The sequence below is a fragment of the Bradyrhizobium sp. UFLA05-109 genome (genome assembly GCF_054185165.1).
Window position 1 is genome coordinate 20,821 of sequence record NZ_JBBIAR010000089.1, and the last position, 15,245, is coordinate 36,065.

Consider the following 15,245-nt stretch of genomic DNA (forward strand, 5'->3'; position numbering starts at 1 on the left):
GCCCCTTCGGTCGGATGCTCCTGGGCTGGTGGCTGGAATTTTTCAAGGTGCAAAAACGTGGGCAACTGGAAATCCTACAGCGAGTGCAAGGAGGGCATAGCCAAATCCGGTTGGAGAGACTTCGAAAGCTGGTGGTATTGCTCGAGTTTGGGGTTCAAGAACTAAAAAAGATCAGATCAAAATGTGCTGAGGCCGCCCCTCTGTGGGCGGCCTGTTTTCATATACAGGCCAAGGGCGCCCGATGTCGCCTTTTGGCCCCAAAGCGGCGATCCCGGAATGTCTGCTCTCGTGCCGCTGGTGGGGGCTAAGCAGACGTGAGCCCAGAAGCATTCTTTCGACCTCCGCCGGAGGTTTCGCGCACAGCAGACACTCTCTGAGATCTCCCGGCGTGCAGACCCGTTCACAGCCACGACTGACTGTAGTCTCGCGACGATCTGATCCACGAGGGATAGACAATTTGCCACTAAGGTCGTGCGTCGCTTTGATCGCGGCATGCCCGCTCTCACCCGCCGCCGCAGCAAGGACGATCCGCACCGCGAGACATGGCTGATATTCTTCGGCGATGTCAGTGTCGGGGTCGTAGGTCGCCGCGCCGGTGTCCCGAACTCGGCCCCGCAGTGGAGTTGGTCTTGCGGCTTCTATCCCGGCACCGATCCCGGTGAGCACCGCAGCGGCATTGCCGAGACGTTCGACGAAGCCCGCATGAGTTTCCAAGCAGCGTGGCAGGAGCTGGCCGCAACGCGCACCGAGGCAGACTTCGAGACGTGGCGTCGCCAGCGTGACTGGACCGCTTGGAAGGACCGGATGCACCGGCTGGCGATGCCGCTGCCGACGCAGAGGCTCGACGGAACGGCGCGCTGCTTCTGTGGCGATGCGATCACAAACGCCACGGTCGGCGCTCATGTCCGCGCCGCGCACTTCGCGATCGGCGCGCGGTAATACGTTGCAAGGATGCAGAACGCCCGATGGGGTGTGATGGTTCGGTCAAATGAAGAGTAGCGCGAGCGCCATCAGTGCCGTCGTTAGCACGGACAGCGAGGTGACAGACACAATGAACGACCAGTCATTGTCCATAACCTTCACGCTACTCGTTTCCGTAAGGCGCTGAATTCACATACGATAATGCGCAGGGGCCGTGAGTAAGCAATGGTTTGCGTGACCAGCGCCACTAGCGGCCTCGGCCTAACCAAGCCTCCAGCCGGTTGCTGGGGCCGCTAGCCCCTAGGGGCCGTTCGCGTTTTCCGCTGAAGTGCCTATCTTCCGCTCATGCGTAACGCCTTTCAGCTTTGCCTTGCGACCGCAGGCAAGCAGGTCCCCTCGGGACCGGAGTGCCTTCACGAAGTCAAACACGATGGATACCGGATGCTGGTGATCCGGACGAGCGCGTGCGGCTGCTGTCCCGCAACGGCAGCGATTGGACTAAGTGTTATCCGTGGATCGCTGAGGCTGCTCTGAAGAACCGGCAGAAGCACTTCGTCATCGATGGCGAGGCCGTGATCCTTGGCGTTGACGGCATCTCCGACTTCAATGCGCTGCACTCGCGCAAGCATGACCGCGAGGTCCAACTCTACGCCTTCGATGTTCTCGCCATCGGCGGCGACGATCTGCGCGACCTACCGCTGCACTTGCGCAAAACCAACTTGGAGAGGCTGCTGGCACGGAGACCGGACGGGATCACGGTTGCCCCATTCGAGCGCGGCGAGATCGGGCCCGATCTATTCCGAGCCGCGTGCCGCATGGGTCTTGAAGGTCTCGTTTCCAAGCATCGTGACCGGCCTTACCGGGGCGGCCGACAGAAGCACTGGATCAAGGTGAAGAACCGCAGCCATCCGGCGATGGAGCGAGAACTATGACCGTCTCTGGGAAAAACAGGAATTCCTGCTTTTTCGAGTCTCAACCGTCTAACTGGTCGATCCCGCCTATCGATCCGCCACCGGCAAGCGCGACTGGCGTCGTTCTGGAGTGAGAGGCGCTATCCCGGCGCTGGTTCGCGCCCCGCGCTCAAAATAAGGGCAACTGCGCTGGGTCAAAAAAACATGTCACAGTAACTGGTTCGAGCACCCGAACGCATTCGATCCCCCGCCGACCGGCTCCCGCCCTCCGCTGGCAACTTTGCAGCGGCGTCCCCGGTTAGGCCATGATGGCCTATTGGCGAATCCATCATCTCGATGGGCACCGAGCGGCAGAACCCCAATACCTTCGGCACGACCCCCGCCCCGTAGCTCCGAGTGCTTTCGTTGACAACAACGATCCCTAGGATGCTCCAGCACGGACCACCCGGTCCGTTGTGGGTTATTCAAGAGTAGAGAAGGCATGCAAACGTTGGACCCGACAAACCGGCGCGGACCCAAAAGTGGACCCAAATCGCGATTTTCCACGCTCCCCAGCGGCAAGAAGCCATCGCTTGAATCCGATTTAAAATATTGATCTTGTTTATATTTTACTGGCGCGCTCGGAGAGATTCGAACTCCCGACCCTCGGAATCGAAATCCGATGCTCTATCCAGCTGAGCTACGAGCGCGTCGTGCCCGGGACCGGGCGAGTTCCGAGTTCCGTCAGGCTAGGCGCCCGATCGTTCGGATGCATGGGATTAGCAGAGAGGTCTAACGAGCAAAAGCCCCCACCTGCTCGATCCGGGCAGGTCGAAGGATGCTCACCAGGTCGTGTTGAAGAGCCCGAAATGGGGCTGTTGCGCCACGCGCATCGGCCTGCCGAACATCGGCTGCCCAAAACCATAATAAGTCGGCTGCCCATAGTAGTAGGGCTGTGGAGACCGCCTGGCGACCTTGCGCTTCGGCTGGACGGGCTTCTTGACCGACGCCGCATCGCCCTTCGGTTCGGTGGGGGTCAACTGGGCGAAACTTTCGCGGACCCGTGCCTTGGCTGACATATCGCCGGGGGCAGGCGGTTGGGGAGCAACGCTCGCCGTGTTCACAGGCGTGGCCGGCGCAATCGTCGGCTGGCTGGTATCCAGCACCACACGTTCCGGCAGCTTGCGATCCGACCGAATCCGGATCAGCGGTGCCTCGCTCGATGTCACGATGCTCTCGCCGACCGGCCCTTCGGGCAGCGCGAGATTCACGGCCAACAGCAGCGCAAGCAATGCGCCGCCGACGAACACAAAATACCGAAGGATGGGCATCTGGCAGCGCTCCACCCGCACAGCAGCGCACGGGCCCTTCGCCTTAACCGGCGATCCATTAATATGTTCCTCTGCCCGCCTTCTGGTTCAAGGACAACGCGAACTTTTTCGACGGCATGACGGTAACTATTCCGCTATCGCAACAATGACCCTTTAGACGCGTCGCGCCGCGGCGAGCGAGCACTTGGCCTGACTGGCGTTCACGTTAACGAAGCCGATTTGCACATGCGCAAACGTCTTGCGGCTTTTCATGTTCACGGTTTCGGCAAGCACGCGCCTGCGATCGGTGAGATGGCTGCCGTCGCGGCGGGTGAAGGTGCAGAGGATCTCTAAGTCCTTGACCGCATAGTCGTTGTCATTTCGCAACGTGAAGGTGACAAGCGCCCGCGAACCGAGCCCGCCGCGGCGCCAGGTTTGCGACGAAATCCGCAAACGATCGAGCTCGGCCGGCACTGATGCCTGGGTCGCTGCGGTTGCCGGTGGCACAGACTGCGCAGGCTCAGGCTGGACCGTTGCCAACTCGATCCCGTCGCTCTCATTGCCTTCGGAAGCGGACATCAGCCCCCAAGTGCCACCCCCGGCAAGGACCGCTGCCGCAAGCCACAACGGGCTTTTTCGCCTCACTGAGAAGGCCGGCCTCAGCAAGGCACCGAGTTTGGCCAAACCGTTGAGATCGACGCGATAGAGCCCTGCGAGCATGGATGCGTCACCCCGTATGCGACCACGCGCGTTTCGCACGTGCCGTCCTCGTCCCTAACCCGCGAGGCAGCATTGGGTTCCCGGAGGCAGCCGAATCTCGGGTAACAGGAATGCGCGAGTGGCGGTCGGCCGAGGGGATCGCTAACATGACGGCAAAGCCGCGAAGCCCGACCGGAGGAACGAAATGCCTGTAGTCACCTGGGACCATGTCCATCTGCGCAGCCCCGATCCGGAGGCAACGGCGGCTTGGCTGCGGGACGTGCTGGGTGGCGAAATCGTGCGCGGCCTGGCACGCATCGACGTCAAGCTCGGCGGCGCCAACATCTTCATTGCACCGCTTGAGTCCGGCAAGCCCATGAACCCGCCCCCGCCCCATCCCCATCAGGGCCTCGACCATTTCGGCGTCACGGTGAAGGACATCGACGCCGTCGCCGCCGAGATGAAGGCGAAGGGTGTTGAGTTCACGCGCGAACCGACGACGATCCGGCCCGGCGTCCGCATCTGCTTCATCCGCGGCCCCGAAGGTATTTCAGTCGAGCTGCTCGAGCGCGACAAGAAATACACCTGAGCCTGCAACACGCTGCATTGCCCGATCCATCCGCCGCAGCTCCGCCGAGCTACGCTGGATCGGGCATCGTCAGGTCATGCTGCCCGGCATGAAGCACCGGATCGTGACACCCATGTAGCCGTAGATCGGCCATACCATGGTTCGCCCGACACGGTTCGGCTCCGAAATCACGGCTTCTTCCGGGACATCGACCCACACCAGCTCCTGCTGCTGGCCATGGATCATGAAGCCATAGCGCGGCACGCGGACACGGTAGTGCCCGTCCTTGCTTTCCCAATCGGAATCCGAGATCGCCGACCCGTCGGCATCCGAGCAACAGGGCCCCTTTCCGCTGCGCAAGCCGTCAAACCACGCCTTCAATTCGGCATTGGTGTTGACGAATTGGCCGCGGTCACGTGCGTGCCCGACGGGGGCCGCGAGCACCACCAAGAGTATACCACAACCGAATTTCGCAGCGCGTTTCCAGCGCGTCGAGCTGCCGATCTGCCTATGACTCGGTTCACAACGGCTTGCTTCACAACTGACATTGTCTACACCCGCACTGTGTAGACGCGGCTCATCGCCGCCGGAATTGATCCAGTCGGTCACGTTCGTCTTGCTCCAGCACCCCGCGGCCAGTGCAACTAGGGTTTATGCATTTCGCGGGCCAACTTGATTCGCTTCAGAGGGCCTCGCTGCACTATGAGGCCGTCATAGCCCTGTCATGCGCAAGCCGGGACAACTACGGCTTGGCGCCAGGGCCGCGGGTGAACTGCTGCGTTGCACGAAGGATGGCGCTTTGGCATAAACATCGGACCGGCGCGCCGAGGGGCGAAGGCAGCCGGCCGCGGGACGTCATGAAGAACGGTCTTTATTCGATTCACGTGACGTTGCTCGATGGACGCGTCGGCAAGGGCAGCGGCGTGATCATGTTTCGCGACGGCCAGATTCTCGGCGGCGATGCCTACCTCTTTTACACCGGCAGCTACACAGTGAAGGACAGCACCTTCAAGGGCGAGGTGCTGGTGCAGCGCCACACCTCACCGCGCGGCGACGACAATCCCCTGTTCGGCGGTCCGGCGCCGGTCGGCGTCGGCGTCAGCGGCACCTTCACCGATGCGGGCGCGGAGATGACGGGAACCGCGCTCGTCGGCAAGGCAAGCCTGATCTTTGGTGCCACGCTGCGCAAGCTCGCAGACATCGATTAGAGCATGATCCGGGCCCGAAGGATCGCGCCAGCACAGAGTGTGGAGCGGTTCTCCTCGCGACAAAACGCGGAATGCGTTTGCGCGGAGATCATGCTGAAACAAAAACCTAATCTCATCGCGCTTTAGGCACGCGCTATTCCGCGGCCTGCTCCAGCGGCGCGACACGCGGCAGGATCATCTGGATGCGCGTGCCGCCGCCCTGCTCGGAGTCGAGATCGAGACGCCCGCCCAGCCGGTTGGTGACGATGCTGTAGACGATGTGCAGGCCTAGGCCGGTGCCGCCCTGGTCGCGTCGCGTGGTGAAGAACGGATCGAAGGCGCGGCGGCGAACGTCGAGTGACATGCCGCAGCCATTGTCGGAGAAGATGATCTCGACATTGTCCTTGCCAGATTCGCGTACCTGGATGTCGATGAGACCTGGCCGTCCGTCCGGGAAGGCGTGCGCGACGGAATTGAGGAACAGGTTGGTGAGCACCTGGCCGTACGGGCCGGGATAGCTGTTCATGATCAGGTTGGGCTGGCACTCGACATTGAGCGTCAGGTTGTGCTTGCGCAGGCCCGGCCGCAGGCTCAGCACCACCTGCTCGGTGAGGTCGGCAAGGTCAAAGGTGCGCTGATCCGAATAGTTGCGGTCGGCGGCCACCTGCTTGAACGACTGGATCAGCTCGGCCGCACGATTGAGATTGGCGACGAGCTGTGAAGACGCGTCGCGGCTGGTGTTGAGGTAGTCGTTGAGCGTCGAGCGGCGCAACCCGCCGCGCTCGACCTCTGCCGAGAACACCGCCGTCTTGCGCTCCAGCGCGGACGCCACCGTCAGGCTGATGCCGACGGGATTGTTGACCTCATGCGCGACGCCCGCGACCAGGCGCCCGAGCGCCGCAAGCTTCTCCGCCTCGATCAGCGAGGCCTGGGTCTCGCGCAGATTGCGCAGCGCGGTTTCGGCGGCGTCTTTCGCTTTGCGCATCTCCTGCTCGCCGCGCTTGCGCTCGCCGATGTCGAGCGCCACGGTGACGATCCGCTCGATCTCGCCGTCGGCATCGAGCAGCGGCAGCTTGTTGACCAGCCACTGCCGCATGTTGCCGGAGGCATCCTCGTACTCCTCCTCGTAGAAGCCGAGCCCTTTGCGAAACTTCAGCACCCGCTTGTCGTTCTCGTCGGTCTTGGCCGCGCCATAGCGCGACATCAGGTCGGCGGTGGTGCGACCAAGCGCGTCACCCGGCTCGATACCGAAGATGCCGGCCATGTAGCGGTTCATCAGCACGTAACGGAGCTCGCGGTCTTTCACGTTGATGACCGCCGGCACGGTGTCGATGACCTGCTGCAACAGCCGCCGGCCTTCGGCGATGGCGTCTTCCGCGCGCTTCTGGTCGGTGATGTCGCGGAGCGTGCCCTCGTAGCGGACGATCCTGCCCTCCTCGTCGCGGACACCGGTCGCGCTGTCGGATAGCCACAGGATGTCGCCGCTGCGCTGGCGCACCTGGTACTCGAACTCGCGCACCATGCCGTCACGCTCCATCAGGCGCTGATATTCCTCGCGCGCCTCGGCATGGACATAGATGGTGTGGGCGATGTCGCTGATGCTGTTGATGAGGTGCTGCGGGCTGTCATAGCCCATCATCCGTGCCAGCGCCGGATTGGCATTGAGGAGGTCGCCGGCCGGCGTCGTGACGTAAATGCCGTCGACCGAGCCCTCGAACAGCTTGCGGTAGCTTTCTTCCGCGAGGCGCTGCTCGGTGAGCGCGCGGACCGCCGCTTCACGCGCGGTATCGGCCTCCTCGAGCGCGCGGCGGAACACCTCCGCGGCGCGCGCGATGTCGCCGATCTCGTTGTCGAGATCGGCAGACGGGATGGACGTATTCTTCTCGCCGGCCGCGAGCGCGCGGATCGATCGCGCGATCTGGGCCAGCGGACGCACCGTCCGGCGCACCACGAACCCGGCCGCAATGATGCCGATCAGCACGCCGATGGTGCCGAGCACGATGCTCTGCCATCTCGCCTCGGCCAGCGTCCGGGCGAAGTCCCGCGACAGCACGTGCCCGCGCCGCGCGCTGACCTCGCGCAGCAACTCGGTGACGCGCCCGATCAGCCGTCCCTCGGTGCCGAGCACTTCGCTGTCGATATCGGCGATCTGACGTTCGCGGACCGCGACGGCGATGATGGCTTCGGAATAGTTATTGACCGCCGATCTCAGCCTGGCATCGGCGATGGTCAAGGTCCGCATGCCTTGCGCCGCCTGCTCGGCGGCCGACGGATTGCGGGCCAGCAAGCCGAGTGCGATCCGGCTCTGAGCCTCCGACAGCCGGGAGGCGAGCTCCCGATCGCCGGTTTCGGCAACGGCCGTGTCGAGCGCCTCGCGTAGCGGCGGCAGGCCGGCGAGTAACTGGGCACGGCGATCGATCAGGGCCGAGATCCGGTCCAACCCGCTGCGATAGGTCGCAAGGCGCTCGGTGACCCCATCGATCATGTCCTGCTGCTCGGGAGCGAGCTCGATGCGGGTTTTCTTCAGGATGTCGCTCAGCGTCGCGGCGGCTTCCCCGACCTGCTTGAACTGGATGCCCGCGCCGGGGTCGGTGACGAAATCACGCGCGGCGAGCCGCAATTCGTTCATGCGGCGGTCGATCTCCTCGGCGAGATCGCCAACGCTCTGCAGCCGCTGAAGCTCCGCGAAGGTCGAATCGATGTGGCGGATCGCGATCACGCTCGCGGTCGAGGTGACGATGATTACGGCCAGCACCAGGATGAAGCTGCCGAACGTCAGTTGACCGATCGAGAGCGAAAACGCTCGCTTCGGGTGCGAATTCGGCGTCAGTTCGGCAGGCATTTGGTCAGGACCGGACTCCATTCGGCCCCAATATACGACGTATTCTATCCTTGGGGGAACATGCCTCGACCGGCCGGCCGGGCCGGTTTTTACGATACCTTAGCCATACGCGCAGCGCTTCCCGGGATGGTCATGGCTGCGACGCCGATGACGACTAAGGCGAGCCCGATCCACGCCGTCCGACTCAGGCTCTCGCCGAGGAACGCCACGCTGATGGCGACGCCGATCGGCACGCGCAGATAGGCCTGCGCGGTGGTGCCGACCGAACCGAGGGTCTGGATCAGACGGAAATAGATCACGAAGGCCGCCGCGGTCGAAAACACGGCGAGTGCCAGCAGCGCAAGGACGGAACCTGGCGAGGGTGACAGCGTCCAGGGCTGCTCAATGGCGAGCGAGGCCGGGATCAGGACCGCGGCGCCCGCGAGCAGCGAGCCTGCGGCGGGCGCCATCGGATCGAGCCCCCTGAACCCGCGGCTGAAAATGGCCGCGCAGGCGTAGCAGAGCGTTGCCGCAACGATCGCGATTTCGGCGACGAGGCCGCGGCCGATGTCATGGAATGCATCGACGCCGACGATCAGGCAGATGCCGGCCATCCCGGCGACGACGCCGAACAGTTTTCGCGCCGTGGTGGCTTCGTGCTGGGTCACCAGGGCCGTGAACAGGAAGGTGAAGATCGGCGCGGCCGAGTTGAGGATGGTGGCGAGCGCCGCATCGACATAGCGCTCGCCCCAGGCGATCAGGGTCCAGGGCACGACGCTGTTGAGGCAGGCCTGGAAGGCGAAGCGGCGCCAGGTTGCAAGATCAGTCGGCATGGCGAGGCCGCGTAGGCGCATGACCATCAGCAGTAGCGTGCCCGCGATCGCGGTGCGCGCCGCGATCAACGTGATCGGCGCAATGGTGGCGACGCCGAGCTTGATGAAGGTGTAGGAGCCGCCCCAGAGTGTCGCAAGGAGGAGCAGCAATGCGAGCTCGAAGGTGATCGTCGTATCCTGGCGGGTGGTGTCCATGACGCATTCCATCCTGATATCGGACGGAACCTATCGCGCACCCAGCCCCAAATACTTCGCCAAATATCGAACTATGTCAGCCCACCGCACCGACTTCGAACACCTCCCCGTCATAGCCGGCCTCGCGTGGGATGCGGAGCTGGCGACCCGTTTCAGTCTTCGTCATCACCGGCATCACCGTGACGATGGACATGCCGCGGGCATGGTCGAGAGCGGACATCACCGTCGGCTGCTTGGCAAGCCGGATCAGGTTGCGCGTGGTCGGGAACGGCAGCTTGAAGCGGCCGGTCTCACCACCCTCCACCGCTTCTCGCGGCGACACCCAGATCGAGTCTGTCGCTTCCCTTCCGTCATGCGCACCGAGCTGATCGGGCGGCGCGGCGGCGAGGAAGAACCAGGTGTCGAAGCGCTTTGGCATGCCCTCCGGCGTGATCCAGTGCGCGTAAGGCACGAGCGCATCGAGCGCGAGCTGGAGGCCGTTGTCGGAGAGGATGCTGAGGAAGCTGATCTTGTGCTCGTTGAGCGCGACGCGATGAGCATCCGCGATCGCACCGGCACGTTTGGCGTCGACCGGAGCGGAAGACCCCTTCTCGCGCGCCAGCAAGATGCCACTCTCTTCAAACGTCTCGCGGATCGCCGCGATCCTGAAGCCGAGATCGGACTCTGAAAGCCCTTCGCCGCCTGCGTAAAGCGCAGGCTGCGCGATGATCTCCTTGTCGCCGGCATCGACACTGCCGCCAGGAAACACCAGGGCGCCCGAATTGAACTCGATCTGATGGTGACGGACCATCATGAAGACCTCAACCTCGCCGCGGCTCTTGCCCTCGACCTTTGCGCCATCGCGCAGCAGGAGAATCGTCGAGGCGGGGCGTGATGCTGATGTCCCGGGCATGCAACTAACCTGCGGCGCTCGATTGCGGCTGGAGATTGGCGCGCTTGTCGACGTGGGCCACGCGCGACAGCAGGTAATCGACCTCCGCCTGCGCCGCCGGCGTGATGATCGCACCCGGCTTGCGCTGCGCGCTGGAGGCGATGATGCCGCGCTTCTGGAGTACGTATTTGCGCACCGCAAGGCCGGCGCCCGGCTGCTGCTCGTAGCGGATCAGCGGCAGATGGGCATCGAACAGATCATGGGCGGCGTCGCGCTTGCCTTCCTTGGAGAGGCGCACGACGTCGATCAGGAGCTCGGGGAAGGCATAACCGGTCATCGCGCCGTCGGCGCCGCGCTCCATCTCGAAGTCCAGGAACAGGCCGCCATTGCCGCAGAGGATCGAAAGTGGCCGTAGCGAGCCGTCCTTCTGGAAATTGCGCAATGTTGAGATTTTTTCCAACCCCGGCCAATCCTCGTGCTTGAGCATCACGCAGTTCGGATTGTCCATGACGATCTTGCGGATCACCGCGGGGGTGAACACGACGGAGAGCGTCAGCGGATAATCCTGAAGCACCCACGGCACGTCGGGGCCGATCGCTTCGGCCGCCTGCTTGAAATAGCCGACAATCTGATCGTCGGTGCGCAAGGACGGCAGCGGCGCGATCATCACACCGGCGGCGCCTGCATCCATCGAGGCTCTGGCGAGCGAGCGCATCGTGGCGAAGCCCGGCGCGGACACGCCGACGATTACCTGCATCTTCCTGGCGCGCTTGACGAAGCGGATCGCCACCTGCTCGGCTTCCGCCGCATCGAGCTTGGGCGCTTCGCCCATGATGCCGAGCACGGTCACGCCTTCACAGCCGACCTGTTCGTACCAATCCGTCAGGCGGTCGATCGAGCGCTCGTCGATCCGGCCATCATCATGGAACGGCGTCGGCGCGATCGCGAAGGTGCCCTTGGCTTCGGCGGTGAGTTTCATCGTCTTTCCTTAATCTCTGCATCTATGCTTGGTCATTCCGGGCTCGCGACTTCGTCGCGTCCGGAATGACAGTGTGCCTAAAACCGCCGCGCCGACTTCTTGATCTCCGCCTCGGAGAAGAAGATCTCCTTGGCGTGATCGGCGATGTCCTGGGCCTTCCAGCCCGTGTGTGGCGGTTTCCAGCCTTCCATCTCCATCATCCGCATTTCACGCACGCCGCGGGGCCCGGACACGCCCAGCACCTTGCCGGTCTGGTCGCCCGACAAATCGCTGACCATGTATAGCACGGCCGGCGCGATGCCGTCCGGCCCGAGCGCCGCACCGGGGTTCCCCTTATAGCGGGGCAGGTCTGCGGTCATGCGGGTCAGCGCGCCCGGTGCCAGCGTCCAGATCCGGATGTTGTACTTGCGGCCCTCGATCGCCAGCACATTGGACAGGCCCCAGATGCCGCCCTTGGCCGCGCCGTAATTGGTTTGGCCGAAATTGCCGATCAGGCCCGAGGTCGAGGAGGTGTTGACGATGACGCCGCCGCCGTTTTCCCGCATCCAGCGAAACACCGGCAATGTGCAACAGAAGGTACCCTTCAGATGCACCTTGATCACCTTGTCCCAGTCGGCTTCCTCGGCCTTGGCAAAAGTCTGGTCGCGCAAAATGCCGGCATTGTTGACGAGGATGTCGGCGCGGCCAAAGTGCTTGATGGCGTCGTCGAATATGGACTGGCCGCCTTCCATGGTGGAGATGTCGGCGCCGTTGGCGACCGCGCGGCCGCCTTCGGCCTTGATCGCGTCGACCACCTGCTGCGCCATCGACTTGTCGGCGCCGGAGCCGTCACGCGGACCGCCGAGATCGTTGACGACGACCGCCGCCCCTTCCCGCGCGAACAGTTTTGCGTAGGCCTCACCGAGCCCGCCGCCCGCGCCGGTGATCAACGCGACCTTGCCGTCGAGTAGTCCCATGGTGGCTTCTCCCTGTTTTTGTTCTTTCGCGTCCCGGACGCGATGCAGCGTGAAACGCTGCGTCGCGTCCGGGGCACGAGAGTTAAGCCAAAACCGTCTTGCCGTTCTTGATCACGGTGACGCTGCGCGACTTCACCTTGGCCTCGAACGAGATCACGTTGGCGTCCTTCCACATGTCCATGGTCACAATCTCGCCGGGATAGACGGGCGATGAGAACCGCGCGATGTGCTGGCGAAAGGCACTTGGATCGTAATCGGCATAGGTTTGGAGCACGCCGCGGCAGGTGATGCCGTAGGTACACATGCCGTGCAGGATCGGGCGCGGAAAACCAGCCTTCTTGGCGAACTCAGGATCCGAGTGCAGCGGGTTGCGATCGCCGCAGAGGCGATAGACCAGCGCCTGGTCGGGGCGCGTCGAGATGTCGATCGTCCTGTCGGGGCTGCGTGACGGGATCTCGTGCGGATCGGGCTGGGTCAGGTTCGGCCCGCCAAAGCCGCCATCGCCGCGGGCGAAGCGCGAGGCGACGAGGGTCGCGAGCTTCTCGCCGCTCTCGTTCTTCAGCACGGTCTGGTGTCTGATCACCACGCCCTTGTCCTTGCCCTTGTCGTAGACCTCGAGCACCGAGGAGTCGGCGGTGATGTGGGCTGTCGGCGCGAGCGGCTGGTGGAACGTGATATCGCGCTCACCGTCGACCACCATGACGCGATTGAGATTCATCTCGCCTGGCCCCGAGCCCCACGCCGCGACGGACGCAAAGGTCGGCACCACCTTCAGCGGCCGCGGCGTCAGCGTGCCCTCGTTGACGAAAGCGAGCTCGTTCTCGTCCATGGGATCGGCGCCGAGCCCGATGCCATATGCGTAGAGCATCACCTCGCGGTCGGTGTAGGCATATTTCTGGCCGAGGTTTTTGAGGTTCTTTAGCTCTTCGTATCTGGCGGACATTTTCTGGTTTCCTCCCCGGATATCTCTCCGCGCCGCTGCCAGTTGAAGTGTCCTCTCCCCTTGCGGGAGAGGGCGGCGAGGACGGCGCGGCAAACTCATTGGGGTGAGGGGTTGGCTCCGCATCAAAAGTATCTCCGCGGAGAGATACCCCTCATCCGGCGCTTCGCGCCACCTTCTCCCGCAAGGGGAGAAGGATCAGCACCTCATCCTAGGCAGGCGTGAAGAACGGCAACGGCGCGCCGTCGTCGGTCGGCTTCCACACCACCCTCACCTTCTGGCCGATCTTCAGCGTCGTCAGATCGCAATCGACGAAGTTGGTCTGAAGCGACGGCCCCTCCTTCAGCGTGACGTAGCCGATCGCATAAGGCCCTGTCGGCGATTTCCGCATCAGGCTGTAGGTGTAGATCGTGCCCTCGCCCGAGCTCTCCTCCCACACCGTCTTGTCGGAGAAGCAGAACGGGCAGATCGCGCGCGGGAAGTAGTGCGCTTCGCCGCACGCCGTGCAGCGCTTGATCATGAACTTGCCTTGGCGAGCCGCTTCCCAGAACGGCACGGTCTCGGCGTTCGTGACTGGTGCAGGATACTTTTTCGCTTCGCTCATCACACGCGCTCCAGAATAGCCGTCGAGGCGGCGTGACGCACGCCCAGGAGTCCGCCGGTGCCGTGAGCGATGGCGAGATCGCAGTTCGGCACCTGCACTTTCGGGTGCGCCTCGCCGCGCAACTGCCGCACGGCCTCGATGATTTTTGTCATGCCGCCGCGGTTGACGGGATGGTTGCTGCAGAGGCCGCCGCCGTCGGTGTTGAACGGCAGCTTGCCGACGCCCGAGATCAGATTGCCGTCGGCGACGAACTTGCCGCCCTCGCCTTTCTTGCAGAAGCCGAGGTCCTCCAGCTGCATCAGCACCGTGATGGTGAAGCTGTCGTAGATCGAGGCGTATTTGATGTCCTTCGGTGTAACGCCCGCTTCCTCGAAGGCGCGCGGGCCGGACCACACGCCTGCGGAATAAGTGAGGTCGAGATCCTTGCCGCCGCGCGGGCCCTTCGTCGCCTCGCCATGACCGATCAGCCGCACGAGCGGCTTCTTCAGGCTCTTGGCAATCTCCGGCGTCGTCACGATCAGCGCGCCGCCGCCGTCGGAGACGACGCAGCAATCCATGCGGTGCAGGGGATCGGAGATCATCGGCGAGTTCAGGACGTCCTCGACGGTGACGACGTCCTTCAGCATCGCATGCGGATTGTATTGCGCGTGATGGGAGGCTGCGACCTTGATCCAGGCGAGCTGCTCGCTGGTGGTGCCATAGTCGTGCATGTGGCGCATGGCACACATGCCATAGGCATTGTGGGTGGTCGCGCCGTACGCGGATTCGAAATCAAGTTCGGCGCCGGCCGCACGCGGCGGCATCGGGCCCGTGCGCGGCTTGCCCGCGAGCGTGATGAGCGCCACCGAGCATTTTCCCGCGGCGATCGCTTCTGCAGCATGGCCGAGGTGGATGATGTAGGAACAGCCGCCGGTTTCCGTGGAATCCACGTGGCGCAGCTTCTTGGTGTTCAGGCCGAGATAATCGACCATCGGCCAGGCGCCACCGGGCGCATCGCCCGCGCAGAAATAGCCGTCAATGTCGTCCTTGCTGAGCCCGGCATCCTCGATCGCCCCCTTGGCGACCTCGGCGTGGAGCTGCGCAGTGGATTTGTCCGGCGCATGCCGGGTCGGGTGCTCATAAATCCCGGCAATGTAGGCCTTGCCCTTGATGGTCAAGTCGAGTCTCCGCTGACGTTTCTTCTTGCTCCGTTTTTCTGACGCGCTGCGGCGGGCTTGGCAAGCGCGGAAATATTCCGTCGGGCGAGAGGGTAGCGGGTTGGCGCAAGTGCACCGATACTCTCGTGTCCCGGACGCGCTGCAACGCGCCAGTGGTTGCTGCGCAGAGCCGGCGCAAGTGCACCGATACTCTCGTGTCCCGGACGCGCTGCAACGCGCCAGTGGTTGCTGCGCAGAGCCGGCAACTGTTATGTTGATGGAGCGATTTTATATGGCTTTCCGTCGCGCATCATCGCGTTGAGGATGGTCAGCAG

The 15,245-nt window shown here is 63.6% G+C and carries 15 protein-coding genes and 1 tRNA gene; 4 read left to right on the plus strand and 12 right to left on the minus strand.

Annotation, left to right across the window (positions count from 1 at the left end; all coding sequences use genetic code 11):
* Positions 1 to 492 precede the first annotated feature (492 nt).
* On the plus strand, positions 493 to 939 hold the full coding sequence (locus tag Q3C01_RS39935; RefSeq protein ID WP_458150821.1) for a hypothetical protein: 447 nt from the start codon (positions 493 to 495) through the stop codon (positions 937 to 939).
* Positions 940 to 1,385: 446 nt separating this feature from the next.
* Complete coding sequence (locus Q3C01_RS39940; protein WP_458150822.1) at positions 1,386 to 1,853, plus strand: ATP-dependent DNA ligase; 468 nt, start codon at positions 1,386 to 1,388, stop codon at positions 1,851 to 1,853.
* A gap of 591 nt (positions 1,854 to 2,444) precedes the next feature.
* Here Q3C01_RS39940 and Q3C01_RS39945 read toward each other — a convergent pair.
* The 3 genes from Q3C01_RS39945 to Q3C01_RS39955 all read right to left on the minus strand — a co-directional run bounded on the left by Q3C01_RS39945 (position 2,445) and on the right by Q3C01_RS39955 (position 3,595).
* Positions 2,445 to 2,521 (minus strand) — tRNA-Arg (locus Q3C01_RS39945).
* 132 nt (positions 2,522 to 2,653) lie between these two features.
* Positions 2,654 to 3,142, minus strand: coding sequence for a hypothetical protein (locus Q3C01_RS39950; protein ID WP_458150823.1), 489 nt, complete (start codon positions 3,140 to 3,142; stop codon positions 2,654 to 2,656).
* 153 nt (positions 3,143 to 3,295) lie between these two features.
* On the minus strand, positions 3,296 to 3,595 hold the full coding sequence (locus Q3C01_RS39955; protein WP_458150824.1) for a hypothetical protein: 300 nt from the start codon (positions 3,593 to 3,595) through the stop codon (positions 3,296 to 3,298).
* Positions 3,596 to 4,025: 430 nt separating this feature from the next.
* On the opposite strand from Q3C01_RS39955, the gene Q3C01_RS39960 reads away from it, so the two are divergent.
* Positions 4,026 to 4,409 (plus strand): VOC family protein, encoded by a 384-nt coding sequence (locus Q3C01_RS39960; protein ID WP_458150825.1) that lies wholly within the window; start codon positions 4,026 to 4,028, stop codon positions 4,407 to 4,409.
* 69 nt (positions 4,410 to 4,478) lie between these two features.
* Here the strand turns inward: Q3C01_RS39960 and Q3C01_RS39965 are convergent, their stop codons facing one another.
* Complete coding sequence (locus Q3C01_RS39965; RefSeq protein WP_458150826.1) at positions 4,479 to 4,997, minus strand: hypothetical protein; 519 nt, start codon at positions 4,995 to 4,997, stop codon at positions 4,479 to 4,481.
* 248 nt (positions 4,998 to 5,245) lie between these two features.
* On the opposite strand from Q3C01_RS39965, the gene Q3C01_RS39970 reads away from it, so the two are divergent.
* On the plus strand, positions 5,246 to 5,596 hold the full coding sequence (locus Q3C01_RS39970; RefSeq protein WP_458150827.1) for a GrlR family regulatory protein: 351 nt from the start codon (positions 5,246 to 5,248) through the stop codon (positions 5,594 to 5,596).
* Between the two features lie 133 nt (positions 5,597 to 5,729).
* On the opposite strand, the gene Q3C01_RS39975 is transcribed toward Q3C01_RS39970, so the two are convergent.
* The 8 genes from Q3C01_RS39975 to Q3C01_RS40010 form a co-directional block, all read right to left on the minus strand.
* Complete coding sequence (locus Q3C01_RS39975) at positions 5,730 to 8,417, minus strand: PAS domain S-box protein (RefSeq protein WP_458150828.1); 2,688 nt, start codon at positions 8,415 to 8,417, stop codon at positions 5,730 to 5,732.
* An 89-nt stretch (positions 8,418 to 8,506) separates the two neighbouring features.
* Complete coding sequence (locus Q3C01_RS39980; protein ID WP_458150829.1) at positions 8,507 to 9,424, minus strand: DMT family transporter; 918 nt, start codon at positions 9,422 to 9,424, stop codon at positions 8,507 to 8,509.
* A 76-nt stretch (positions 9,425 to 9,500) separates the two neighbouring features.
* Positions 9,501 to 10,316, minus strand: coding sequence for an NUDIX hydrolase (locus Q3C01_RS39985; RefSeq protein ID WP_458150830.1), 816 nt, complete (start codon positions 10,314 to 10,316; stop codon positions 9,501 to 9,503).
* Positions 10,317 to 10,320: 4 nt separating this feature from the next.
* Positions 10,321 to 11,274, minus strand: coding sequence for a dihydrodipicolinate synthase family protein (locus tag Q3C01_RS39990; RefSeq protein WP_458150831.1), 954 nt, complete (start codon positions 11,272 to 11,274; stop codon positions 10,321 to 10,323).
* Positions 11,275 to 11,351: 77 nt separating this feature from the next.
* Positions 11,352 to 12,230: an SDR family oxidoreductase gene (locus Q3C01_RS39995; RefSeq protein WP_458150832.1), complete on the minus strand. Its 879-nt coding sequence runs from the start codon at positions 12,228 to 12,230 to the stop codon at positions 11,352 to 11,354.
* Positions 12,231 to 12,312: 82 nt separating this feature from the next.
* Positions 12,313 to 13,173, minus strand: coding sequence for a MaoC family dehydratase (locus Q3C01_RS40000; protein WP_458150833.1), 861 nt, complete (start codon positions 13,171 to 13,173; stop codon positions 12,313 to 12,315).
* 208 nt (positions 13,174 to 13,381) lie between these two features.
* Complete coding sequence (locus Q3C01_RS40005; protein ID WP_458150834.1) at positions 13,382 to 13,774, minus strand: Zn-ribbon domain-containing OB-fold protein; 393 nt, start codon at positions 13,772 to 13,774, stop codon at positions 13,382 to 13,384.
* On the minus strand, positions 13,774 to 14,931 hold the full coding sequence (locus tag Q3C01_RS40010) for a thiolase domain-containing protein (RefSeq protein ID WP_458150835.1): 1,158 nt from the start codon (positions 14,929 to 14,931) through the stop codon (positions 13,774 to 13,776). Before Q3C01_RS40010 ends, Q3C01_RS40005 begins: the two co-directional genes overlap by 1 nt.
* Between the last annotated feature and the right edge of the window lie 314 nt (positions 14,932 to 15,245).